The organism is Marinobacter sp. DUT-3 (genome assembly GCF_050379435.1).
Taxonomy (GTDB): domain Bacteria; phylum Pseudomonadota; class Gammaproteobacteria; order Pseudomonadales; family Oleiphilaceae; genus Marinobacter.
Map to the genome: position 1 here is coordinate 299,505 of NZ_JBNRMG010000004.1, position 23,588 is coordinate 323,092.

Annotated in this window: 20 protein-coding genes; 13 read left to right on the forward strand and 7 right to left on the reverse strand. The window is 60.4% G+C overall.

Annotated features, from left to right (window positions below; all coding sequences use genetic code 11):
* Window position 1: 1 nt before the first annotated feature.
* Genes ruvX through gshB form a run of 4 tightly spaced genes read right to left on the reverse strand, consistent with a single transcriptional unit; the run spans window position 2 to window position 2,799 of the window.
* The gene (ruvX, locus tag ACQUWM_RS09710) at window positions 2-427 is read right to left on the reverse strand and encodes a Holliday junction resolvase RuvX (RefSeq protein ID WP_428921995.1); all 426 of its coding nucleotides are present in this window, start codon (window positions 425-427) and stop codon (window positions 2-4) included.
* Complete coding sequence (locus tag ACQUWM_RS09715; RefSeq protein WP_428921996.1) at window positions 420-986, reverse strand: YqgE/AlgH family protein; 567 nt, start codon at window positions 984-986, stop codon at window positions 420-422. The genes ruvX and ACQUWM_RS09715 overlap by 8 nt, the downstream gene beginning before the upstream one ends.
* Window positions 983-1,849, reverse strand: coding sequence for an energy transducer TonB (locus ACQUWM_RS09720; protein WP_428921997.1), 867 nt, complete (start codon window positions 1,847-1,849; stop codon window positions 983-985). Before ACQUWM_RS09720 ends, ACQUWM_RS09715 begins: the two co-directional genes overlap by 4 nt.
* Window positions 1,850-1,851: 2 nt before the next feature.
* Complete coding sequence (gene gshB / locus ACQUWM_RS09725; RefSeq protein ID WP_428921998.1) at window positions 1,852-2,799, reverse strand: glutathione synthase; 948 nt, start codon at window positions 2,797-2,799, stop codon at window positions 1,852-1,854.
* Between the two features lie 294 nt (window positions 2,800-3,093).
* On the opposite strand from gshB, the gene pilG reads away from it, so the two are divergent.
* The 12 genes from pilG (at window position 3,094) to ACQUWM_RS09785 (ending at window position 19,803) form a co-directional block, all read left to right on the forward strand.
* Window positions 3,094-3,486: a twitching motility response regulator PilG gene (gene pilG, locus ACQUWM_RS09730; protein WP_008175635.1), complete on the forward strand. Its 393-nt coding sequence runs from the start codon at window positions 3,094-3,096 to the stop codon at window positions 3,484-3,486.
* 32 nt (window positions 3,487-3,518) lie between these two features.
* Window positions 3,519-3,881: a twitching motility response regulator PilH gene (pilH, locus tag ACQUWM_RS09735; RefSeq protein ID WP_406989502.1), complete on the forward strand. Its 363-nt coding sequence runs from the start codon at window positions 3,519-3,521 to the stop codon at window positions 3,879-3,881.
* A 20-nt stretch (window positions 3,882-3,901) separates the two neighbouring features.
* Window positions 3,902-4,447 (forward strand): chemotaxis protein CheW, encoded by a 546-nt coding sequence (locus ACQUWM_RS09740; RefSeq protein WP_428921999.1) that lies wholly within the window; start codon window positions 3,902-3,904, stop codon window positions 4,445-4,447.
* Between the two features lie 90 nt (window positions 4,448-4,537).
* On the forward strand, window positions 4,538-6,613 hold the full coding sequence (locus ACQUWM_RS09745; RefSeq protein ID WP_428922000.1) for a methyl-accepting chemotaxis protein: 2,076 nt from the start codon (window positions 4,538-4,540) through the stop codon (window positions 6,611-6,613).
* A 27-nt stretch (window positions 6,614-6,640) separates the two neighbouring features.
* On the forward strand, window positions 6,641-7,540 hold the full coding sequence (locus tag ACQUWM_RS09750; protein WP_428922001.1) for a CheR family methyltransferase: 900 nt from the start codon (window positions 6,641-6,643) through the stop codon (window positions 7,538-7,540).
* An 11-nt stretch (window positions 7,541-7,551) separates the two neighbouring features.
* A complete protein-coding gene (locus ACQUWM_RS09755; RefSeq protein ID WP_428922002.1) occupies window positions 7,552-14,961 on the forward strand; it encodes an Hpt domain-containing protein in 7,410 nt (2,469 codons plus the stop codon).
* A complete protein-coding gene (locus tag ACQUWM_RS09760; protein ID WP_406998802.1) occupies window positions 14,961-16,010 on the forward strand; it encodes a chemotaxis protein CheB in 1,050 nt (349 codons plus the stop codon). The genes ACQUWM_RS09755 and ACQUWM_RS09760 overlap by 1 nt, the downstream gene beginning before the upstream one ends.
* An 11-nt stretch (window positions 16,011-16,021) precedes the next feature.
* The gene (locus tag ACQUWM_RS09765; protein WP_406989508.1) at window positions 16,022-16,483 is read left to right on the forward strand and encodes a chemotaxis protein CheW; all 462 of its coding nucleotides are present in this window, start codon (window positions 16,022-16,024) and stop codon (window positions 16,481-16,483) included.
* A gap of 155 nt (window positions 16,484-16,638) precedes the next feature.
* Complete coding sequence (locus ACQUWM_RS09770; RefSeq protein ID WP_406998798.1) at window positions 16,639-17,130, forward strand: Fur family transcriptional regulator; 492 nt, start codon at window positions 16,639-16,641, stop codon at window positions 17,128-17,130.
* Window positions 17,123-17,905, forward strand: coding sequence for a zinc ABC transporter ATP-binding protein ZnuC (gene znuC / locus ACQUWM_RS09775; protein WP_428922003.1), 783 nt, complete (start codon window positions 17,123-17,125; stop codon window positions 17,903-17,905). The genes ACQUWM_RS09770 and znuC overlap by 8 nt, the downstream gene beginning before the upstream one ends.
* On the forward strand, window positions 17,892-18,704 hold the full coding sequence (znuB, locus tag ACQUWM_RS09780; RefSeq protein WP_428922004.1) for a zinc ABC transporter permease subunit ZnuB: 813 nt from the start codon (window positions 17,892-17,894) through the stop codon (window positions 18,702-18,704). The genes znuC and znuB overlap by 14 nt, the downstream gene beginning before the upstream one ends.
* Window positions 18,705-18,807: 103 nt before the next feature.
* Entirely contained in the window at window positions 18,808-19,803 is a 996-nt protein-coding gene (locus ACQUWM_RS09785) for a PAS domain-containing protein (RefSeq protein WP_428922005.1), read from the forward strand.
* Here the strand turns inward: ACQUWM_RS09785 and ACQUWM_RS09790 are convergent.
* The gene (locus ACQUWM_RS09790; protein WP_428922006.1) at window positions 19,800-20,045 is read right to left on the reverse strand and encodes a CDGSH iron-sulfur domain-containing protein; all 246 of its coding nucleotides are present in this window, start codon (window positions 20,043-20,045) and stop codon (window positions 19,800-19,802) included. The genes ACQUWM_RS09785 and ACQUWM_RS09790 overlap by 4 nt on opposite strands.
* Window positions 20,046-20,286: 241 nt before the next feature.
* Window positions 20,287-21,369, reverse strand: coding sequence for a patatin-like phospholipase family protein (locus ACQUWM_RS09795; protein WP_406998788.1), 1,083 nt, complete (start codon window positions 21,367-21,369; stop codon window positions 20,287-20,289).
* A 171-nt stretch (window positions 21,370-21,540) separates the two neighbouring features.
* Between ACQUWM_RS09795 and ACQUWM_RS09800 the strand changes: the two genes are divergently transcribed.
* Window positions 21,541-22,617 (forward strand): GGDEF domain-containing protein, encoded by a 1,077-nt coding sequence (locus tag ACQUWM_RS09800; RefSeq protein WP_406998786.1) that lies wholly within the window; start codon window positions 21,541-21,543, stop codon window positions 22,615-22,617.
* Here the strand turns inward: ACQUWM_RS09800 and ACQUWM_RS09805 are convergent.
* On the reverse strand, window positions 22,614-23,528 hold the full coding sequence (locus tag ACQUWM_RS09805) for an alpha/beta fold hydrolase (protein ID WP_428922007.1): 915 nt from the start codon (window positions 23,526-23,528) through the stop codon (window positions 22,614-22,616). The genes ACQUWM_RS09800 and ACQUWM_RS09805 overlap by 4 nt on opposite strands.
* Window positions 23,529-23,588: the final 60 nt, after the last annotated feature.

A 23,588-nucleotide genomic window follows, 5' to 3' on the forward strand; every position in this document is an offset into this window, starting at 1 on the left:
TTTACTGCTGGTGAAACCAGGTTTCCAGGATCAGCACGGCGGCGCGGTCATCCACGCCGTGGCGACCGAAATCGCGACTGCCGCCACCGGCCATCACCTCACCCTTGGCTTCAAAACTGGTCAAGCGCTCGTCGACCATTTCCACCGGCACGTGAAAGCGGCCGTGCAAGCGTTTGCCAAACTTGCGGGCGCGGGCGCACATGTCGTTTTCGCTGTCGTCCATATTAAGGGGCAGACCGACCACCACCAGATCCGGCTTCCACTCATCCAGCAACTGGCCGATGGCATCCCAGTCAGGAATGCCGTCCCGGGCCGGCAACAGGGTCAGGGGCTGGCCGGTGCCCAGTAGCTGCTGGCCGGTGGCCACACCGATACGGCGGGTGCCAAAATCAAACGCCATAACCCGGCGGTTACCTGCCTCAGGCATGGCCGATGGACTCGCTCAACTGGTTCAGGTCAATGCCGATCAGCTTCAACACAGCCTCGTACCGCTTGTCCCAGGGGGTACGGAACAGGATGTCGGTATTGGCCGGGCAGGTCAGCCAGGAATTACTGCCCAGCTCGCTGTCCAACTGCCCCTCTCCCCAACCGGAATACCCCAGGGCCACCAGGAATTCATCCGGGCCCTCATCACAACCAATACCTTCCAGAATGTCCCGGGAGGTAGTGAGCATGACGTCATCGGTCACCTGGGCGGTGTTGTGCCAGGTGGTGCCGGGCGAATGCAGGACAAAGCCGCGCTCGGGCTGCACCGGACCGCCACTGAAGACCGGCAGGTCCAGTTCGCCGCCCTCCATATCCAGTTGTTCGAGGATTTCCCCCAGGTGAATGTCCAGGGGATGGTTGATCATCAGCCCCAGGGCACCGTCGTCGGAATGTTCGCACAGGTAGATCACCGCCCCGTGAAAACGCGGATCCTCAAGATAGGGAGAGGCCACCAGGAAGTGGTGCCGCAAACTGTTGGGAGAATGTTTTGATGCCGTCATCCCGATGTCAGCCCCCGCTGCTGGAAAGACCAGGTTCGAATGATTTCAAGCTCGTCGACCTCCTCTTTCATGCTGTCCGGGAACGGTGCGAATGGTGCGGCCATTCGCACGATACGGATGGCGGCATCATCCAGCACGGTGCTGCCGGAGGATTGCAGGATGGCGACTTCTTTGATTGTGCCATCCTTTTTCAGAGAAACCAGCATTCTCAGTGTGCCATAGATACCGGCTCGCCGCGCTTCCGTTGGATAGTTGATATTGCCGACCCGTGTCACCTTGGTAATCCAGTTCTGAACATACCAGGCATTGCTTGAACGCAGGGTGGACGCCGCCGTCACCCTCATGATGCGGGGCTTTTTGGCGTAAGCCTGGCGCTGGGCATCAAACCGGGCTTCGAGGCTGGCAATTTCCAGACTGCGCTCCATCAGACTCTTTTTCTCGCGCACCGGCAACGGCTCTTCCGTCGGTTCCACCGCCTCTTCCGGCTCCCGGACCTGGCGACTGGACGCCGAATCGGTTTTTACAGTCTCGCGATCCTGCTGCTGTACCGGCTCGGTCCGGGACGGCGGCTCCGGCTGCACCTCGGCAATGTCCGGCTGGCTGATGTCCGTCGGCTGCGGCGAGGTCATTTCCCGCGCTTCCTCTTCGGTCCCGCTGCCCTGCTGACTGGTCTGGGCCAGGAAGTCGGCCTCATCCGGATCGGTTTCATCGTCAAATTGCGACAGAGTGATTTCCATGGTTTGCGCGGAGGAGCGCGGCGACTCCGGCGCGAAAGTAATCCCCAGCACAATCACCGCGTGCACGGCCAGCGCCATGAACAGGGTAAAGGAAAACCGATCGAAATCATTTACCTGCGCTGCCATTGTTACTTCAACCGCTTCTCGATGGCGTCCATAAGCTGCCCGGAAATATCGATACCGAAGGCCGCATCCAGTTCACGGATACAGGTCGGGCTGGTGACATTGATTTCAGTGAGGTAATCACCGATCACATCCAGACCCACAAAAATCAGCCCCTTCTCCTTGATGACCGGCGCCACCCGTTCACAGATTTCCCGGTCACGGTCGGTCAGTTCACGACCTTCGCCACGGCCGCCTGCCGCCAGGTTTCCGCGATTCTCGCCCTGGGACGGGATACGCGCCAGCGCGTAGGGCACAGGTTCGCCGTCAATCAGCAGGATGCGCTTGTCGCCATTGCTGATTTCGGGAATGAACTTCTGGGCCATGGCCTGGTGGGCACCGTAGTTGGTGAGGGTTTCGATGATGACCCCCAGGTTGGCGTCGTTTTCCTTGACGCGGAAGATGGAACGGCCACCCATACCGTCCACCGGCTTCATGATGATATCGCCATGCTCCGCGTAGAATTCACGGAAGCGGGTGGAGGACCGGGTGACAATCAGCGGCGGGGTCAGGTCCTCGAACTGGGTGGCGAACAGTTTCTCGTTGCAGTCACGGAGGGTCGCGGCGGGGTTCACAACCAGCGCGCCCTGCTGTTCGGCGGCTTCCAGAATGTAGGTCGCCATCAGGAATTCCCGGTCCACCGGCGGGTCCTGGCGCATCAGGATAACGTCCAGGTCGCCCAGCGCCCGGTCCTGGGAGGCGCCAAAGGCGTACCAGTTCTCGGGGTCCAAGTGTACCGTCAGGTCACGGGTGTGCGCCCTGGCCTGCCCGCCCTTCAGATACATGTCCGGGAGCTCCATGTACTCAATCTGCCAACCGCGTTTCTGGGCCGCCAGTAACATCGCCAGTGAACTGTCTTTCTTGAAGTGGATCTTCTCGATGGGGTCCATCACGATCCCGAGTCGGACTGTCATAATGCCTCTTGAGCTCCAGGGTTAAAAACACGAACCGGTCAGCAGAGCGAAGGATAGATTAAGTGCTATGCTGTGAACACTGATGGTATTGTACCCGAGCTTTGAATGCATCCGCAGAAATCCGGGGTCTGTAACGTGACATTGCAGGCAGAAGTACATTTAGTCACAAAGTTGTGCTTTTTATCCGGCCATCGATCCTCTATAAATGAGCGGGATTTATAGAAGAATCCCAAGGTTTGTGTTAAAAACCCCGTTTAAAATAACGACAGTCGCAGAGCGCAAGGCAGTTGGACAATGGATGACAACTTCGAGAATCTGAAGATTATGGTGATCGACGACAGTAAAACCATCCGTCGCACCGCGGAAACCCTTCTGAAAAAGGTCGGCTGTGAGGTCATCACCGCAACTGACGGCTTTGACGCTCTGGCGAAAATCGCCGATTCCCAGCCGGACATCATTTTTGTCGATATCATGATGCCCCGCCTGGACGGCTATCAGACCTGCGCACTGATCAAGAACAATTCCTCTTTCAAAAAGACGCCGGTCATCATGCTCTCCAGTAAGGACGGTCTGTTTGACAAGGCCAAGGGCCGTATCGTCGGTTCTGATCAGTACCTGACCAAGCCGTTCAGCAAGGACGAGCTGCTCAACACCATCCGCCAATATGTACCCCAGGCGGAACAGTAAATCAGCCGAAGCAAAGAACTATTGAGGAAATCATGGCCCGCATTCTGATTGTTGACGACTCCCCCACCGAGGTTAAAAAAATCTCAAGCATCCTGGAAAAGCACCAGCACGAAGTACTGACTGCTGATAACGGTGCTGACGGTGTGGCCAAGGCCCGCGCCGAGACTCCGGATCTGGTTCTGATGGACGTGGTCATGCCAGGCCTGAATGGTTTTCAGGCCACCCGACAACTGACCCGCGCTCCGGAAACCGCTTCCATCCCCGTGGTGATTGTGACCACCAAGGACCAGGAAACCGACCGTGTCTGGGGTACCCGTCAGGGCGCCAAGGGCTACCTGGTCAAACCTGTCAAAGAAGATGACCTGATCAAAACAATCAACAGCCTGATTGCCTGATCCCCAACCTTGGAGTACGCATGTCCGCCCAGGCCGCCCCTTATGCCGTTCTGACGGATATCGCCCAGCGCAGCCGGTCCATGGCGGCCGGCCTGCCGGAACAGCAGGAAGCCGTTGAACTCTGGAATGGCATCGGCTTTGTTCTGGCGGGCGAACGCTATGTGGCGCCCATGGGCGAAGTCACCGAAATCCTTCATGTCCCCCGGTTTACTCACATTCCGGGGGTTCAGCCGTTCATGATGGGGGCCGCCAACGTTCGTGGCCGCCTCCTTCCCCTTGTCGATCTTGCCGGCTTCTTTGATGTCCCACGCTCGTCCCGCAGTCAGCGTGAGCGCCGGGTATTGGTGGTGGAACAGGGTGATGTGTTCAGCGGCCTGGTGGTCGACAGCGTATCCGGGATGCAGTACTTCGCTCGGGACAACTTCGTGGCCTCGCCCGGCGATGTCCCAGCGAACGTTCAGCCGTTTGTTAACGGTGGTTATGAACGGAACGAAGAGGTCTGGAAAGTGTTCTCCGCCGCCGACCTGGTGGAAGACGAGCGGTTTCTGGACGTTGCGCAGTGGTAAGGGTGATGACCACGGCAGGAGCATCATCCCTGCTACCCAAGCCCGCATAAGAAAACTTGCCAATATGATGAAAAGGCCGGGAGCCAGAAAATGAAAAACAGAGCCGGAAGATTCAGTATGGGCCAGGGAGGCAACAAGCTCGTTGCCGGCCTGATTGCCGCACTGATTGCACTCACCGTCCTGCTTGTTGTGGTCCTATTCATAATTAACAAGGACAGCCAGAACGATCAGGAATACATCGCCCACGCCTCCGAGCTGCGGGTACTGTCACAGGAAATCGCGAAGAACGCGACGGAAGCCGCAGGCGGTACCGCCGAGGCCTTCGACCAGCTGCGCCGGTCCCGTGATGAGTTCCAGCAACTGTGGTCCTACGTGGTTGACGGTAACCCGGAAACCGGCCTGCCTCCCAGCGAGTTTGCTCGGGAAAGCAGCGTTCAGGCCAACTGGGACGCGGTTCGTGAAAATGCCGACAGTATCCTGTCCACACGGGACGCGGTCCTAGGCCTGCATGAAGTGGCACAAACCCTGAACGAAACCATCCCCCAGCTGCAGGTTGAGTACGATGACATTGTACAGATCCTGCTGGACAACAACGCCCCGGCCGAACAGGTGGCACTGGCCCAGCGCCAGTCCCTGCTGGCCGAGCGTATCGTTCGCTCTGTGAACAACGTACTGTCCGGTGACGAAGACGCGGTTATCGCCGCTGACCGGTTCGGCCGTGACGCCAGCCTCTTTGGTCGCGTACTTGACGGGCAGATGAACGGCAACCCGGCCATGGGCATCTCCCGCGTGGATGACGAAGACGCCATCTACGGCCTGGAAGCGGTTGGCGAGCTGTTCGAGTTCGTTTCCCAGAACGTTGACGCCATCCTTGAGGCTTCTCCCGACCTCTTCAAGGTGCGTACCGCGGCCTCTGACATCTTCCAGAACTCCCAGATCCTGCTGGACGACATTTCCGTCCTGGCCAACAAGTTTACCGGGCAGGCCGGCTCCCGCCTGATCGGCCCGACCCTGGCCTTTATCATCCTTGCCGGCATGGTCGGTATTGTTGTCCTGATCGGCGTGGTGCTATACCGCGAAGCCCAGGAGCGTCTGGCGACCACCCAGGAACAGAACGAGCAGAACCAGAACGCGATCCTGCGGCTGCTGGACGAACTGGCCGACCTGGCAGATGGTGACCTGACCACGGAGGCCACGGTTACCGAGGACTTTACCGGCGCCATTGCGGACTCCATCAACTACGCGATCGACCAGATGCGCGGGCTGGTACAGGCGATTCGTGGCACGGCGGTACGGGTTGCCTCGGCATCCCAGGAAACCCAGGCCACGGCCATGCACCTGGCCGATGCTTCCGAGCACCAGGCCCAGGAAATTGCCGGCGCCTCTGCGGCGGTGAATGAGATGGCGGTGTCCATCGACCAGGTATCCTCGAACGCCGCTGAATCCTCCGCGGTTGCGGAGCGGTCGGTTGCGATCGCGAAGAAAGGCGCGGAAGTGGTACAGAACACCATCCGCGGCATGGACAACATCCGTGAGCAGATCCAGGAAACGTCGAAGCGGATCAAGCGTCTGGGTGAATCTTCCCAGGAAATCGGTGACATCGTATCGTTGATCAACGACATCGCCGACCAGACCAACATCCTGTCCCTGAACGCCGCTATCCAGGCCTCCATGGCCGGTGACGCGGGCCGGGGCTTCGCGGTGGTTGCGGACGAAGTTCAGCGCCTGGCGGAACGCTCCTCTGCGGCAACCAAGCAGATTGAAGCACTGGTCAAGACGATCCAGTCGGATACCAACGAAGCGGTTATCTCCATGGAGCACACCACCGCCGAGGTGGTCCGTGGCGCCCGTCTGGCCCAGGACGCGGGTATCGCCCTCGAGGAAATCGAGAACGTATCCATGTCTCTGGCGGAACTGATCCAGAACATCTCCAACGCTGCACGTCAGCAGTCGTCTTCGGCAGCGCACATTTCCAACACGATGAACGTTATCCAGGAAATCACCTCCCAGACCTCCTCCGGTACCAACGCGACTGCGAAGTCGATCGGTAACCTGGCAGAAATGGCGTCCGAGCTGCGGTCCTCCGTTGCCGGCTTCACCCTGCCCGAGGAAGAAGGGGCGGAACAGCAGGAAGAGGAAGACAGCGACGTCCCGGTGGTGGGCTGATCGAATTTCCGAGGCGACTGACGGTTTATGGCTGAAACACGCGACGACCGCTCACCTGCCGAGGGCGTCTGGTCCCTGCGCCGGCTTCCGGAAATGGATGAGGCGCAGTTCAACCAGTGGCAAACATTGCTGGAACAGCGGACCGGAATCACTTTGGCTTCCGGTCGCCGATCCTTTCTTGAGACCAATCTCGGGATCCGGATGCGGGAAATCGGCTGCGACAGTTACCAGGCCTACTACGAAAAAATCGTATCCGGGCCCGATGCCATTGTGGAGTGGGCAACCCTGGTTGACCGCCTGACCGTTCAGGAAACCCGGTTCTTCCGGGACCCTGATGCCTTCCGGTTCGTCTCGGACTTTGTCCTGACCCGGCCAAGGGAGCAGCTGAAACGGCGACCACTGGAAGCCTGGAGTGTCGGCTGCTCCAGCGGGGAAGAGCCCTACACCCTGGCGATGATTCTGAATGAATGCATGACCCAGTTGGCGCTGCCACCGCTGTTCGGGGTAACCGGATCGGACATCAGCAAGCCAGCCATCGAAAGGGCCCGCAAGGGCGTGTTCAATACCCGCAAGCTGGCGGGCGTGAACAACGATCTCAAGGCCAGGTACTTTCGACCGGCGGAACGAAATGCCGTGGAAATGGCCGAAAGTATCCGGGAACGGGTGTGTTTCACCCAATTGAACGTGCTGGACCTGAACGAGGCTCCCATGCACGGGATGAACATTATCTTCTGCCAGAATCTGCTGATTTATTTCCGGCGCTGGCGTCGGCGAGAAATCGTGAAGCGGCTTGCAGAAAGGCTGGCGCCCGGGGGGTTGCTGGTCCTGGGCCAGGGAGAGCTGACCGACTGGCAGCCCCCTGGCTTACAGAGGGTACCCTCGGAACATGTGCTGGCGTGGATCAAACGCCAGACTGACGAAGAATAACCGGAGTGGTTATGGGCAATCACCATGACAGCATCGCCCTGGACTGGGTTCGGGGCGAAATACAGGACACGCTGACCCAGGGTCAGCAGGCACTGGAAGCGTATGTCGAAAACCGCGACGATACCGCGCGTCTGCGCTTCTGCCTGAACTACCTCCATCAGGTGCATGGCACCCTGCAGATGGTGGAGTTGTATGGCGCTGCCCTGCTTACCGAAGAAATGGAAAAGCTCACCCAGGCGGTACTGAACGATACCGTCGGGAGCGTGGACGACGCCGTTGAAGTGCTGATGCAGGCCATCCTGCAACTGCCCCAGTACCTGGAGCACCTTGCGACCAGCAAGGACGATTTCCCCATGGTGCTGCTGCCACTGCTGAATGACCTGCGGGCCGCTCGTGGCGAGTCCCTGCTGTCAGACACCTCCCTGTTCAAGCCTGACTTGAGCCGGTCACAGCAGCGGGCTGCCAGCAATGCGTCACAGCGCCTGCAGGATCCGAAGGTGCTTGGTCATATCCGCAAACTGCGCCAGATGTACCAGTTTGCCCTCGCTGGCGTGGTCCGCGAAGCGGATCTGGATGCCCACTTCGATTACATGCAGAAGGTTCTGCAACGACTGATCCGGCTGTGCCAGACAACCCCGAGGGGCGAACTCTGGAAAGCGGCCTCGGCGTTCGTGGAAACCCTGCAAAACCGTATCAACCCGGTGAACACCGCGGTCAAATCCCTGCTACGGGAACTGGACAGCGAGATCCGCCGACTGAGCGACGAGCATGTCGACATCCTTCAGCAGCCGATCCCGGAAGCCCTGTTCAAGCATCTGCTCTACTATGTCGCACGAGCCCGCGATCTGGACACGCCCCGGGTGGCGGAGCTGCGCAAGGACTATCACCTGGAACAGGCGCTGCCGTCGGAAGACGACGTTGATGCCGCCAGGACCCGGGTCTCCGGTCCCGGTCGCGAAGCCATCCACTCGGTAGTCAGCGCCCTCAACGAGGAACTGGCCAAGCTCAAGGATCAGCTCGACCTGTTTGTAAGGGCGGAGCTGAGGCAGAACGATGAGCTGGAAGACCTGTTGCCGGGGCTCAGGCAAGTGGCCAATACCCTCGCAGTGCTCGGCCTCGGCATCCCCCGCAAGGTGGTGACCGACCAGATCGAGCTGGTAGAACGCTTGTCCAGACAGCCCAAGGCTGTCGACGACGGCACTCTGATGGACATTGCCGGGGCGCTGCTTTATGTCGAAGCGAGCCTGGCGGGTCTGGACAGTGACCGTTACCAGGAAACCCACGAATCCGACGATGGTGAACAGGTCATCAACCTTGGCAGCCGTGAACTCGGTGAAGCCAGTGGTGCGCTGTTAAGGGAATCGAGAAACACCCTGGAGCAGGTGAAGACCGCCATCGTCAATTTCATTGCATCCCAGTGGGATGTCCGTGAAATCGAACATGTTCCCGGCCTGTTACACAGCATCCGCGGTGGACTGGGGCTGATTCCCCTGGAGCGCGTGGCCGACATGCTGGGTTCCGCCGAACGCTACGTCACCGATGTGTTATTGGGTGGCAAGCAGGTACCGGACTGGAAACAACTGGATACCCTCGCGGATGCGGTAACCAGCATTGAGTATTACCTGGAACGTCTGGCGGAAGGCATCGGCGAGAACGACAGCATTCTGCACGTCGCCGAGGAAAGCCTGGTGTCCCTGGGCTTCCCCGTGGGTTCCGAACCAACCTGGCAGCAGCCGTCGGAGGAAGATATTCCGGTGGTCGACAGCGAGGTGACCGCCCCCGAAGAAATGCCACCGGCCGAAGCCAAAGGCTCCGACGAAGAACTGCTGGATGATGAGATTCTCGGTATCTTCGTGGAAGAGGCGGAGGAAGTCCTGCAGACCATCCACGAATTCTATCCGCGTCTGCGCCAGAACCACGATGACCGTGAAGCACTGACGGAAGTGCGCCGAGCGTTCCACACCCTCAAGGGCAGCGGCCGCCTGGTCGGTGCCACCAGCATTGGCGAACTGGCCTGGTCCGTTGAAAACCTGCTGAACCGGGTGATCGACCAGACCATCAGGCCCAACGACGACCTGTTCGCCCTGATCGACGACGTGAACGCCCGCATTCCGTCACTTATCCGCGAATTCCGCGAAGGCCAGTCCGGCGGTGACGTGGTTGAGCTGATCGAACGTGCCGAGGCCATGTCCACCACCCGCAAGACCGACGACGATTCCCCGGCCCCGATCGAGGAAGAAGCGCCGGAGATACGATTGGCCTCGGAGCCACCGGTGGATCACGTTGCCGCTGACGACACCGCCGACGATGACGACCTGATCGATGACGAAATCCTCGAAATCTTCATCGAAGAAGCCGGTGAGGTCCTCGACACCATTCGGGAATACCTGCCCATGCTGCTACGCCAGCATGATGATCGTACCGCGCTGTCGGAAGTGCGTCGCGCCTTCCATACCCTCAAGGGCAGCGGTCGCATGGTGGGTGCACTGGTCGTGGGTGAACTGGCCTGGTCCGTGGAAAACATGCTCAACCGGGTGATTGACGGCAGCATTTTCATGAACGATGACATTGCTGTTCTGCTCGAGGATGTCACCGCAACCCTGCCCGCTCTGGTGGAAGACTTCGAGAAGCGCCAGGCACCCAGTCGTGATACCGCGCCCCTGGAAGCGCGCGCCAACTCCCTGGCCAACGGCGAGATTCCGGATGCAGCGGCAATGCCCGTATCCGACCCGGCAGAAACCGCCGATGCGGATAGCACAACGGTCGACACCGAATACGATGACTCGGGCGTGGATCCGGTGCTGCTCGACATTTTCGAGAGCGAAGCCGAAACCCACCTCCAGACTCTGAAGGCATTCCTGGAAGGCGCCGGTGACAAGGCCTCCGTCGCCTACACCGATGATCTTTCCCGCGCCCTTCATACACTCAAGGGCAGTGCACACACGGCGGGCATTGGCCCGATTGCGGCCGTGATCACGCCACTGGAACGCTTCGTCAAGGAATCCCGCGCGCAGAACAAGCGAGCGGATCAGGAAATCGTCGGACTGATCGCCGAGGCCTGCGACTTCCTAACCCAGGGGCTCAGCCAGTTACGACAGGACCCACAGGCCCCGCTGGACGGCGCCGACGATTACCTGCAGCGCCTTGACCGCATCACCGCGGAAACCCTGCGCAGCCACACCAGCGTGGATAACGAAGCGCCCCGGCAACAGCCCGCGCCACAACTGGTTCAGCTGTTCCTGAATGAAGGCCTCGACATTCTGCTGGACGCCGATCGCATTCTGGACGATTGGGCTGCGGATCCGCAGAACACATCCGCCGTCGATAAACTGGGCGCCGAACTGCACCAGTTGACCGAAGGCGCACAGGAAACCGGCCTGACCGATGTGGCCGGCCTGTCCGGCGCCCTCGGCCAGACCTATGAGCGTGCCGGTTCCCCGGATTTCACACCGGATGCAGACTTCTTCACCACCGTGCGCGCTGCCCACGAACAACTGATCAACATGATGGATCAGGTGGCTGCCGGGCTGGCGACGGAATCCGGCGAGGAACTGATTGCCGAACTGGCAGCATTGACCGCCGACCTGAGCGAATCCGGCGAAGCCCGGCCTGATGCGTTTGAGCAGGAATTCACCGGCGACCTGGAAGAAATTGACCTCAGTTTCGACATGGAGGAAGAGGAGCGTCCCGCCGGAGACAGCGAGCAGCCTCCGCTGGTGGAAACCGACGAGGACATGGACAACGAACTCGCGGAGATCTTCCTTGAGGAGGCCCGCGACCTGATCAACAGCTCCGCCGACACGCTGCACAACTGGAGTGACAACACCGGCAACCTCGATCTGCTGAGACTGCTGCAACGTGACCTGCACACCCTCAAGGGTGGTGCACGGCTGGCGGATATTCCGGCGGTGGGGGATCTGGCCCACGAACTGGAAAGCCTGTTCGAAGGCCTGAGCGAGCAACGACTGTCCATTACCGACGAACTGTCGGATCTGCTGTTCCGCAGCCATGATCGCCTTGCCGGCATGGTGGATGCGCTGGAACAACAGGAGTCACCGCGCCCGGCTCCGGACCTGATCGGCGAGATCCATACTTACATGGACAACACCCGCGGGTCCCGCCCGGTCACCGACGTCAGCACACCGACCGAGGACGACGACCAACCGCTCCAGGCCGTGCAGGACGAGCCGGAACCGGAAGCCACCAATCTATCGCACCTCGATCCGGAACTGGTGGGCATCTTCCTGGAAGAAGCCTATGACCTGATCAATTCCACCGGCAGTGCCCTGCACAGCTGGAGCGAGGATCCTTCCGACCGGGCGATCGCCGCGGAGCTGCAACGGGATGTGCACACCCTCAAGGGCGGCGCGCGCATGGCCGGCGTTGATGCCATTGGCGACCTGACCCACGTACTGGAAGACCTGTTCGAGAAAGTCGCTGAAGGCCAGCTGGCAGCCAGCAATAGCATGAACGACCTGCTGTTTGCCTGCCATGATCGGCTGGCCCAGATGGTCGAACAGGTCGCCACCCAGAAGCCCTGCCCGCCGGCTGACGAGCTGGTCGCTGAAGTCAAGGCGATCCTCTCCGGCAAACCGGTACCGTCCCGTCAGGACGTGACCGATGCGGCGCCATCCGACGCCCCGGACAGCGTGACCGAAGCCCTGCCGGAAGCCACCGACGACGAGCTGGTAGGCATCTTCCTGGACGAGGGGCTGGAAATTCACGCTGCCGTCAGCGAGTGCCTGGCGCAGTGGCGGGATGAACCAGACGAACTCAGTGGTGTGACCCAGCTTCAGCAGGAACTTCATACCCTGAAGGGCGGCGCCCGCCTGTCCGACGTCGATCCCATTGCCGATCTCGCAGAGGCCTGGTCCGATGCCCTTGATCCGCTGATCAGCGGCGCCAGTAACCAGGCTACATTGCTGACACTGAGCGATCAGGCGCTGGACAGCCTGAAAACCATGCTGAACAGCCTGGAAGAAGGCGGCAAGCCAGACCCCGACCAGAAACTGGTGCAGGCCCTGCAGGACGCACACCGGGCAGCCGCGGACGAAACGCCCGTGGAAACGTCCCCGGCAACCACGGACGAAGACGTTGATCCTGAAGTCCTGGACATTTTCCTGGAGGAAGCCGGCGAGATCCTCGACCAGTTGGAACAGCTGCTGGAAGACTGGCGCAAGGAACCGGCCAACCACCACTTCAATCAGGAAGCCCAGCGCGCGCTGCATACCCTCAAGGGGGGCGCTCGCCTGTCACAGCTGAGCGAACTGGGTGACAAGGCCCACGCCTTTGAAACCCGACTGATCGACCTGGGTGGTAACGCCCCGGACGACCAGACCTGGCAAACCATTACTGATGATAACGACGCCATCGTGGCGCTGGTCAACCGGATCCGCGATGGCGTCGGGCAAGGTGGCGCCGTTCCAGCGCCTGCACCCGAGAAGCCGGATGCGGAAGAAAAGCCGGTGGCTCCCGTGGCCGAACCGGCTCCGGCGCCCGAGAAACCGTCTCAACCAGCGCCAGCACCAACGCCGCAAAAGTCAGCGGCCAAGCCCCGCAAGAAAGCGACCGATGTGCAGCGCGCGGCCCAGGAATCCATCCGGGTATCGGCGCCGTTGCTGGACGAGCTGGTTAACCTGGCGGGCGAAACCAGTATTACCCGTGGCCGTCTCGAGCAGCAAAGCAGCGATTTCAGCCACACCCTGGACGAAATGGCGGCCACCATCGAACGTTTGCGCGAGCAGTTGCGGCGGATGGAAATCGAAACCGAGACCCAGATCCTGTTCCGAGCGGAGAAGGAGCACGGACCGGACTACGGCGACGATTTCGACCCCCTGGAAATGGACCGCTATTCCTCCATCCAGCAGCTGTCACGGGCATTGACCGAGTCCTCTTCGGACCTTGCGGACCTGCGTGAGACCCTGTCCGACCGGGTACGGGATACCGAGACCCTGCTGGTACAGCAGTCCCGCATCAACACGGAACTGCAGGAAGGTCTGATGAAGACCCGCATGATTCCGTTCGCTTCCATGGTTCCCCGCCTGCGACGCATCGTGCGCCAGATCAGCGGCGAGCTGGGCAAGAGAGTCGAGTTCGACGTCCGCAACCCGGAAGGGGAAATGGACCGCAACATCCTCGAACGTATGATTGCGCCGCTGGAACATATGCTGCGTAACGCCCTGGACCACGGCATCGAAACGCCGGCTGATCGCAAGAAGTCGGGTAAGCCGGAAACCGGTGAAGTAACCCTGTCACTGACCCGGGAAGGCGGTGATGTGGTACTGCGGATGATCGATGACGGTGCCGGCATTCCCTCCAGCGTGATCCGCGACAAGGCCATTCGCCAGGGCATGCTGTCGGCGGACGAGGACCTGAGCGATCGGGAAGTCCTGCAGTTCATCCTGCAGCCGGGCTTCTCCACCGCCCAGCAGGTAACGCAGATCTCTGGCCGCGGTGTGGGCATGGACGTGGTCGCCAGCGAAATCAAACAGCTGGGCGGCAGCCTCGATATCGACTCCACCGTGGGTCGCGGCACCACCTTCACCGTGCGCCTGCCCTTTACGGTGTCCGTCAACCGGGCCCTGATGGTGTCCACGGGCGAGGATTTCTACGCCATCCCGCTAAACACCATTGAAGGTATTGTGCGGGTCAGCACCTACGAGCTTGAGGAATACTACAAACCGGACGCACCGCTGTATGAGTACGCCGGCCAGCAGTACCGGCTGCAGTACCTGGGCAACCTGCTCAACAGTGATCACCACCCGAAGCTCCAGGGCCAGGCCCTGCCGTTGCCGGTCATTCTGGTTCGCGGCGCGGAGCAACCCATGGCCCTGCAGGTGGACAACCTGATGGGTAGCCGGGAGATCGTGGTGAAATCCCTGGGGCCGCAGTTCAACTCGGTGCGGGGCGTGTCCGGCGCTACCATTCTCGGTGACGGTAACGTGGTGGTGATCCTCGATCTGCCGGCGATGATCCGTTCCGACATCCTGTCCGAGCGCCAGCGCCTGGCCAGCATGGAGAAAGCCCGCGAGTCCGCCCGCTATGAACAGCGCGAAACCGTGGTGATGGTGGTGGACGACTCGGTGACCGTGCGCAAGGTGACCTCACGCTTGCTGGAACGCAACGGCATGGAGGTCATCACCGCCAAGGATGGTCTCGACGCCGTGGCACAGCTACAGGATCACCGCCCGGACATTATCCTGCTGGATATCGAAATGCCCCGGATGGACGGTTTCGAAGTGGCCAGCTTTGTGCGCCATGACGACAACCTGCGGGACACCCCGATCTGCATGATCACCTCACGAACCGGTGAGAAGCACCGCGAACGGGCACTGGCTATTGGTGTCAATGAATACCTCGGCAAGCCATTCCAGGAAACCGAGCTGCTTGACACCATTATCCGGCTGACCGGGAACCAGTGATGGCCGGCCTGTCGCCAGGCCGGCCAAGCGTCGGGATCGTTTCGGACATTGTCCTGCAGCGCCACCGCCTGCAGGCGGCCACGTCGAAGTTTGGTCTCGACGTGTGCTTTTCCGGAGATCCCGATCGCCTGCAGGATTACCCGGAATTTCCGGATGCCAGCCTCTGGCTGGTCACCCTGGAGGATGAAGCGGATCACCCGGTGCTGTTTGACCATCTGCTGGAAAACACTGACGCGCCCGTGCTGTTCGGACTGGACCCGGCGCCAAGGCCCGGCACCACGGACTATTTCCGTTGGGAGCAACGGCTGCTCGGCAAGCTGGAACAGCAACTGGGCCACCTGGAAGAACTGGATTCGGAAGCCAGCCTGGAAGAGCTCGCCGAACAGTCACCAACGGATGCGCCCCAGCTGCCCCATTGGATTCCGGCGGCAGCCCCCGGCTCCATCGCGGAGCAAGTCTGGATACTCGGCGCATCCCTGGGTGGGCCCGCAGCGGTCAAAAGCTTCCTTGACCACCTGCCACCCGGCCTGCCCGTGGGCTTTATCTACGCCCAGCATATCGATGGCAATTTCACCGATGTGCTGACCCGCGTGCTCGGCCGCCATGCCCACTATCAGCTCAAGGGCGCGGAGCCCGGTCACCGGGTTCGCAATGGCGACGTTGTGTTATTGCCGGTGGAACGGGAGTGGACGCTGAACACCGAGGGCGCGCTGGTCGAGAAGGAATCACCCTGGCCCGGCCCCTACGGCCCTTCCATCGACCAGGTGCTGCTGAACGTGGGTGACCATTACGGCAGCCGCTGCCATGCTATCCTGTTTTCCGGCATGGGCAACGACGGCGCCATTGCCGCCCCCCTGCTGAAAGCCTATGGCAGCAAGATCTGGGTCCAGGAAAGCAACAGTTGCGGGAACAGCTCCATGCCGGACTCGGTGGCCGCCACCGGCTGCGCATCCTTCGTCGGCACGCCGGAACAGCTGGCCCGGGAACTAGTCAAAACGATTGAAGAATCCTGCCTGCTCAAGGGCCGGCAAAAAAGGGATTCCGCCTGAGGAAATGAGTGATGAGCGATAACAGTCAAACCCTCTCCTGCGTCATGATCCCGATGAACGGCAGACAACTCCTGTTACCCAACGTATCCATTGCCGAGGTGGTGGATTACGCCAGTTCCGATGCCGGCGCCAACACGCCGGAGTGGCTGGTAGGGCACCTGAACTGGCGGGGACTGGACCTGCCGGTCATTTCCTACGACGCCGCCAACGGCGCCACCCTGACCATTCCCGGCGACAACCGCGGCCGCATTGTGGTGCTCAATACCATTGGCAATGAACATCGGCAGGTTCCGTTCATGGCACTGGTAACCCAGGGCATCCCCAGCCAGGCGCGCCTGAGTGAAGAGCAGATTCGCAAGCTGGATGGTGAAGCCGGTCCCGCCGACCTGATGCAGGTTGAGGTGGAAGGCGATACCGCCTGGATTCCGAATCTGGAGTACCTGGAATCACTGGCCGCTGAAGTCGCTCACTGAGCCGATTCGAAACTTCAGTGATTTGTCGGATTACGCTTTGCTAATCCGACCTACAAAGCGTTGGAATCTGATCGGGCGGACATTTCATCGATACCGGGGCATGGTACTGGCGTTTGCAAATGTTATAATGTTGCAAATTCTCCAGGACAGTGGCCATGCCGACCAGCGCTCTTCCCTATCGCCCGCACAATCACGATGCCTGTGTAGCCCAGGCGCTGGCGGATGCCCGCGCCATCTGCCAGCAACAGAATGCCCGCCTGACGCCCACCCGTGAACGGGTGCTGGAGCTGATCTGGCAATCCCACAAACCCCTGGGCGCCTATGATGTACTCGCCGAGCTGGCGGAAGACGGCCATAACGCCGCTCCACCCACGGTCTACCGGGCGCTGGATTTCCTGCAGCAACATGGCCTGGTCCATCGTATTGCGTCACTGAACTCATTTGTTGGCTGTACCCATGCCGGCAAGCACCACAACGGCATGTTCCTGATCTGCCGCAGTTGCGGCAATGTGCTGGAACTGACCTCTCCGGAAGTGGCCCATGCGGTGTCCACGGCAGCCTCTGCCGAGGCCTTCCAGCCACAAGACGTGATGATCGAGATCGCCGGACTCTGCCCGGGCTGCCGTACGGATGCCCACCATGACTGAACCGCTGGTAACCCTGGAACGCGTAACCGTTGCCTTTGACGACCGCCCGGTGGTGGACCGTGTGGACCTGACAGTCCATCGCGGGGACATCATCACCATTATCGGGCCTAACGGCGCCGGCAAGACTACCCTGATCAAGGCCGTGCTTGGTATCCAGCGAGTCACCGAGGGGTCGGTTAATCTCGCCAGGAACCTGACCGTTGGCTACGTTCCCCAGCATCTGACCCTGGAATCCACCCTGCCACTGACCGTCAAACGCTTTATGGCGCTCAGTGGCCGTTCCCGGGGCGAATGTCTGGCGGCACTGGAAAAAACCGGTGTAGGCCACCTGGTCGATGCCTCCATCCATCACCTGTCCGGCGGCGAAAAGCAGCGCCTGTTACTGGCCCGCGCCCTGGCTCGCAAGCCAGACCTGCTGGTACTCGACGAGCCGGCACAGGGCGTGGACATCAATGGCCAGGCGGCGCTCTATGACCTCATCCGTCAGCTACGGGACCAACTGGACTGCGGCGTCATCATGATCTCCCACGACCTACACCTTGTGATGGCCGCCACCGACAAGGTGATCTGCCTCAATCAGCACATCTGCTGCAGCGGGTACCCGGCGGATATCTCCCACGATCCCGCATTTATCGAAACCTTTGGCCAGCCGGTGGCCGAAAGCCTGGCGGTATACCACCATCATCACAATCACCGCCACGACCTGCACGGCGATGTGGTATCCGGGGTGATCACGGACGACAGCCACCAGGAGTGCGATCATGCCCATCATTGATGCCGTACTGGACGACTTTTTCTGGCGGGCGCTGCTCGGTGGTCTTGGCGTCGCCCTGGTGGCCGGACCGCTTGGCTGTTTCGTGGTGTGGCGCAAAATGGCGTATTTCGGCGATACCCTGGCCCACTCCGCGCTGCTGGGCATTGCCCTGAGTTTCCTGATCAGCGTCCCCCTCAACGTTGGCGTCATCATTACCTGCGTGGTGCTCGCGATTGCCCTGGTGCTGCTGGGCCGCAGCCATACACTGGCGACGGATACTCTGCTGGGCATCCTGGCCCACAGCGCGCTGGCCATTGGCCTGGTTACCCTCAGCTTCATGCCCGATGTGCGTGTCGACCTGACCGGCCTGCTGTTCGGTGACCTGCTGGCCATGAGCCGCAATGATCTGGTGTGGATCTATGGTGGCGCCCTGCTGATTCTGTTGCTGTTGGTGACGCTCTGGCGCAGCCTGCTGATGAGCACGATCCATGAAGAGCTGGCACGGGTGGAAGGCATTCCCGTGGAACGCCTGCGACTGGTGCTGATGCTGATGTTCTCACTGGTCATCGCGGTGGCCATGAAAATCGTCGGTGTGCTGCTGATCACCGCGTTGCTGATCATCCCCGCCGCCACCGCCCGGCGCCTGGCGAAAAGTCCGGAACACATGACACTGCTGGCGATCGCGTTTGGTTTCGTGGCGGTTGGCGGTGGCCTGACTCTATCCTGGCACCTGGATACGCCCGCCGGGCCGTCGGTGGTCGTCACCGCATTCAGCGCATTCCTGCTGATCTATGGTGGCGCACGACAGGCTCAGGCCTGAACCCCGGGTTTCCCTAAGGTGCACCGTTGGTCTAAAGTGTAAGTCTGCGGGTGTGTACCTCCATCCGCCCCCAGATCCTTACGATCGCCAGACGGACGGAGCCATGGAAAGCACCAGTCTCAACAGGAGTCCGGGACAATTCCTGCGTTCACTGTGGCGCCCCTTCCTGTGGGTGCCACTGGTGGTGCTGATTGCGGGCCTGACCGTCACCGCCTTTACCGCCGAGCAGCTGGCAAACCACACCCGAATTCTTGCGGAACACGCCTATCGCGCCCAGCACGACGCCCTTGTCAGCCACCTGCACGCCCGGGCTGTCGCCCAGTCCCCCGAGCGCCAGGTAGAACAATGGCTGGCGTCGGTGTTTTCCCCACCTTATCCCAACCTGTCGGCGATACGGGTGGACACCCTGGAGCGCCACACCAAGACGCCACTGTTTCAATCCGGCCCCCTTGTGCCGCTGAACAGCTCGGGCTCGCTGCGCTCGGAAATCAACCTGGAGAATCACCACTGGCTGATCACCACCATGCCGGATAATACCTTGTTCCGGCAGCAGGCCGACAAGGCGCGACTGGTCACCTGGGGAGCAGGCGCGCTGATAACCGCCCTTGGCGTGGCGCTGACGCTGTTGCTGTGCGCGCGAATCCACACACTCCGCAACCAGGTGGACCAGCAACAGCTGGCCACGGAAAAACTGGATCAGCGGCTGGGTAATATTCAGGTGGAAAAATCGATCCTGCGCCAGGCACTGAACGACAGCGAGCAACGCAGCCGTGACCTGGTGGCGCTCTCCGGCGCGATGATCGGGGAACTGGATGAACAGGGCCGCGTTGGTTTCATATCGGCCAACGTCGCCGACTGGCTGGAACGGGCACCCGCCGACCTGTCGGGAACCCCCTTTGAGGAACTGGTCGCCCCCGACAATCAACCCAATTTCCGCAAGGCCCTGGCGGCGGCTCGCAGCGACAAGCAGATGCAGAGAATCGATCTGGCATTGCTGACCGCCGACCACGATGGCAACACCATACCGGCCACCCTCCGCATCCTGGCCCTGCAGGACCCGGTTCACGGCCACACCGGCTACCGCATCAGCGCCACCTAAAGGGCCTTGTGGGAACCGTCACACAGGGGAGCTGTGCCCGTCTGCTTGCAGCCACAAAACCAGACCCACTCCTTTTTCTCCGCGACATATTTTACCGGGGTGAAGCCGGTTCCCTTATGGGAACCATCGCAAAATGGCTGGGACTGGCTTCGCCCACAGGCGCACCAGAAATAGCTCTTGCCTGCCTCGACCAGAACCGAGCAGGGCGTTGTCCTGGGAATTTCAGGCTTTGCAGAGGCCATGGAAGACTCCTCGTCATTGATGTCACTTCCTCTGGCAGTATAGCCGCAATGCGCAACACCGCTGCCAACAGCCCAAACCAATAGCGGTGGAATAGCGAGGTCCGAACAAGGGCTGGTGGGGTCACAGAGTCAAAAAATTCAAAGAAACCACCGTTTCTCCTTTTTGACTCTGTGACCCCGCCAGCCCGAAACGCCCAATCTCTAGCGCTACCCGCCGCAGCCCAACCCAGAGAGGGCAAACCTAAAGCGGCCGAACCACCTCAGCCAACCGCCCGGAGGAAACCAACTCCATAAACTCATCCCCCAACCGGTCACTCTCGGCAATCGCCTTACGCCAGGACCGCTCACGTCCTTCATCATCGCCAACGTATTTCTCGAAATCCTTCCGGTCCGGCAGCTTGCGATCCGGCAACGACTCCAGATACTCCGGCGAAGGCGCCACCAGCAACACATCCTGAAGACGTGTCGCATCGCCGCGACGCCAGGGCAGCGTCTTGTCGAACCAGCCCGGTACCACCTTGTCGGTGAAATGCGGATAAAGAATAATTCCCGGCTGTTCGTAGGGCAGATCCAGGTGATAATCCAGCAGCCCGCCATCGCGGTAGACCCCCTCCGGCGCACCGGGAATATTGCGCACACCGGACATCACCATCGGAATGGACGCCGACGCCAACAGCGCAGGCAGTAAATTGTCACGGGTCAGTGCCACTTCATGGCTGGGGAAATCCACCAGCTTCGACACCGGCGCTTTCAGGCGGGCATCGTGAATGATGCCGCGCTCCATAAAGCGACCCAGGTGACGCCGGCTCACCATGTTGGCGCTGATCGCATTCATCAAACCAAGGCTCAGCCTGCCCCGGGTATCGTGCTCCAGCATGCCCCGGCTGCGCACCACAACCACATTGAGTCGATAGAACGGGTGATTCAGCAAATAGTCCTCATGACCACCCAGCAACTCTTCCAGAAACAGGATGCTTTTCCGGCTCACTTCGGCAGTACTCACGCCCTTGGCAAACCGTTGTGAGGTATAAAGATCGGCCAGCCGCGCCAGTTGGGCCTTGGGATCATCAGTAGAGGCAATGGCCGCAAAGCGCCAACTGCCAATGGACGAGCCGATCAGCGAACGCTCCTGCGGGACAGCAGGCAACCAGTCTCCGAAGATGGCTTTGTCCAGCCCCGAGATACCCAGGGCTTTAGGGCCACCGGCGGCGCCGGGGATCACATGGACATCGTCCGCCGACAGAGGTTTATCGTGCAGTCGCTGCAGGGCTCGGCGACCGGCCCGGATGGTCAACGCGGGCGATCGGGTATGTATGGCGGTCATGACAGCTCCCTCCTGAAAACCCAGCGAGTTTATCGAACTGTCGGGCTGTCAGCCAGAGAAGACACCACCTCAATCCACTCAATCTAACCCACCTTGCAACACACCGTGCTAGACTTTCTGAAGTCCGGTCATGGAAGCGGGCTCCATAGAACACAACAGCAGGAGTGGGCTGTGAATCCATTTGCATCGTCGGACACATTGGCCGCCAACCCGACTCTCGCGGTCCTGGGTTTTAAACGACAACTGGTCTACCACCTTCATTTCTGGTCCTTCATTGCCGTTGCCCCACTGGTCATGGTGCAGTGGAATCATGGCAACTATCTGCTATCCGCACTGCTGATACTGTTCTGCATCAATGCCCTGCTGGTCATCGCGCTTCTCCGTTTCCGCAACGTCTATTTCCTGAAAGGGCGCCTGTTTCCATTACTGGCGGTTATATGCGCCGCCTATTCCACCACCATCAACGGCCATGCCGGCCTCTACTGGGCCTACCCCGCCGCGACAGCTCTGTTTTTCCTGCTACCGCTACGGGAAGCAGCCGTCTGCAACATCCTGTTTGTTACCGTCATGGCTGTGGTGTCGTTTCTCCAGTTCCCGGAAGCGGATTTCTGGCGTATCACCTTTTCCCTTGGTCTCACCTGCCTGTTTGCGATGATCTTTGCCTGGCTGGTGGGTCGACTTCATGAGGAACTCACGCGCTTGGCGACAACCGATCCGTTGACCGGCTGCCTCAACCGGTCGCAACTGGCGGACATCCTCAACGGGCAGATCCAGATGCGGGAACGGTATGAGCGGGTATCCAGCCTGATTTTGCTGGATATTGACTACTTCAAGACAATCAACGACCAATGGGGGCACCTGGCCGGCGACACAGTGCTGACGGAGTTGTCCGTAAGGATGCGCAGGCGTCTGCGGGAGAGTGACCAGTTATTCCGGATCGGGGGCGAGGAGTTCATGCTGGTATTACCGGAAACCCGCCAGCGGGACGCCGATACCCTGGCCCAGGAACTGCTCACCTGCATCAGCGCTCGCCCTTTCCTGGACGATATCAGTGTCACCGCCAGTGCCAGCGTAGCGGAAGTCGTCAAGGGTGAAACCTGGTCGGTGTGGCTGAATCGCGCCGATCAGGCGCTGTACCTGGCAAAATCCCGGGGCCGCAATCAGGTGGCCAGTGCGCCAAGAACCTTAGATGTATCCGCCCGCCCCGATGACGATCACACCGCAATGATCGCCGATAGCGGACGCTAAATCCGCTTGCGAAAATCCCGGTAAGCCGAGAACACATCCCACGGGCTTTCAAAGTGCGGGTAGTGGCCGATGTTTCGCAAACTGACGACATCCGCATCCGGAACCAGCTCCCGGTAGCGCCTTGCCATGGCCGCGCCCGACACCGGGTCCGACACGCCGGAAATCAGCCGCATGGGCTGGGTTGCGTTCTGCAACGCGCCAACCCAGCGATTGCGGTGGCAACGTCGCTCTTCCATGAAATGAATCAGGTGGTGCAGGATGCCCCGGCCATTGTTGTAGGTGAGCAACTGCCAGAAATCGTCCATATCCTGGTGATCCGGCGGATTGGCCGGCCCCAGTAACCGGCGAAAATTGCGCTCAAAGGTGCGACGGTTCAAACCACGGCTTATCAGGCCGCCCAGGGGGCTGCGCAACAGTTTCTGGATAAGCAGCGGGCTATGGACTTCCGGAAACAGCGCGCCATTAAGAAAACAGACACTGGCAATGCGGAACGGTAACGAGCCTTCCTGCTCCCTGGCCAGAAGCTCCTGGGTCACGCTGTCACCGTAATCGTGAGCAAGCAGATGCACCCTCTTCAAGCCCAGGCCGGCAATCCAGCCCTCAAACAGATCTGCCTGGTCCTCAATGCTGTAGTCATAACGCACCGGTTTGTCAGAGAACCCGAACCCCAGCATATCCAGCACCAGCACGTTGTATTGCTGGGTCAGCATCGGCCACATCCGGTTCCAGTCCCAGCTTGCGGTGGGAAAACCATGGAGCAATACCAGCGGTTCTCCCTGCCCCGCCATGCGACTGAATATGGCGTGGCCCTCATAGCTGAACCACTTACCGCCCTGTTGCCACCATTCCAGCGTTCCAGCCTGTTGTTTGCCCCGGGAAGCCGTTGCGTGTCCGGAGATCACCTGATCCATGTCCTGTTCCTGGAAAGAGTTTGCAGCTTAAAACTGTAGAACAAACCGGTGCGGGCCGCC

Coding starts and splice junctions, on each gene's coding strand:
- pilH (WP_406989502.1), top strand. CDS start 3,519: ATGGCCCGCATTCTGATTGTTGACGACTCCCCCACCGAGGTTAAAAAA.
- ACQUWM_RS09805 (WP_428922007.1), bottom strand. CDS start 23,528: ATGGATCAGGTGATCTCCGGACACGCAACGGCTTCCCGGGGCAAACAA.
- ACQUWM_RS09765 (WP_406989508.1), top strand. CDS start 16,022: ATGAGCGATAACAGTCAAACCCTCTCCTGCGTCATGATCCCGATGAAC.
- ACQUWM_RS09760 (WP_406998802.1), top strand. CDS start 14,961: ATGGCCGGCCTGTCGCCAGGCCGGCCAAGCGTCGGGATCGTTTCGGAC.
- gshB (WP_428921998.1), bottom strand. CDS start 2,799: ATGACAGTCCGACTCGGGATCGTGATGGACCCCATCGAGAAGATCCAC.
- ACQUWM_RS09755 (WP_428922002.1), top strand. CDS start 7,552: ATGGGCAATCACCATGACAGCATCGCCCTGGACTGGGTTCGGGGCGAA.
- ACQUWM_RS09770 (WP_406998798.1), top strand. CDS start 16,639: ATGCCGACCAGCGCTCTTCCCTATCGCCCGCACAATCACGATGCCTGT.
- ACQUWM_RS09785 (WP_428922005.1), top strand. CDS start 18,808: ATGGAAAGCACCAGTCTCAACAGGAGTCCGGGACAATTCCTGCGTTCA.
- znuB (WP_428922004.1), top strand. CDS start 17,892: ATGCCCATCATTGATGCCGTACTGGACGACTTTTTCTGGCGGGCGCTG.
- pilG (WP_008175635.1), top strand. CDS start 3,094: ATGGATGACAACTTCGAGAATCTGAAGATTATGGTGATCGACGACAGT.
- ACQUWM_RS09745 (WP_428922000.1), top strand. CDS start 4,538: ATGAAAAACAGAGCCGGAAGATTCAGTATGGGCCAGGGAGGCAACAAG.
- ACQUWM_RS09750 (WP_428922001.1), top strand. CDS start 6,641: ATGGCTGAAACACGCGACGACCGCTCACCTGCCGAGGGCGTCTGGTCC.
- ACQUWM_RS09720 (WP_428921997.1), bottom strand. CDS start 1,849: ATGGCAGCGCAGGTAAATGATTTCGATCGGTTTTCCTTTACCCTGTTC.
- ACQUWM_RS09790 (WP_428922006.1), bottom strand. CDS start 20,045: ATGGCCTCTGCAAAGCCTGAAATTCCCAGGACAACGCCCTGCTCGGTT.
- znuC (WP_428922003.1), top strand. CDS start 17,123: ATGACTGAACCGCTGGTAACCCTGGAACGCGTAACCGTTGCCTTTGAC.
- ACQUWM_RS09740 (WP_428921999.1), top strand. CDS start 3,902: ATGTCCGCCCAGGCCGCCCCTTATGCCGTTCTGACGGATATCGCCCAG.
- ACQUWM_RS09715 (WP_428921996.1), bottom strand. CDS start 986: ATGACGGCATCAAAACATTCTCCCAACAGTTTGCGGCACCACTTCCTG.
- ruvX (WP_428921995.1), bottom strand. CDS start 427: ATGCCTGAGGCAGGTAACCGCCGGGTTATGGCGTTTGATTTTGGCACC.
- ACQUWM_RS09795 (WP_406998788.1), bottom strand. CDS start 21,369: ATGACCGCCATACATACCCGATCGCCCGCGTTGACCATCCGGGCCGGT.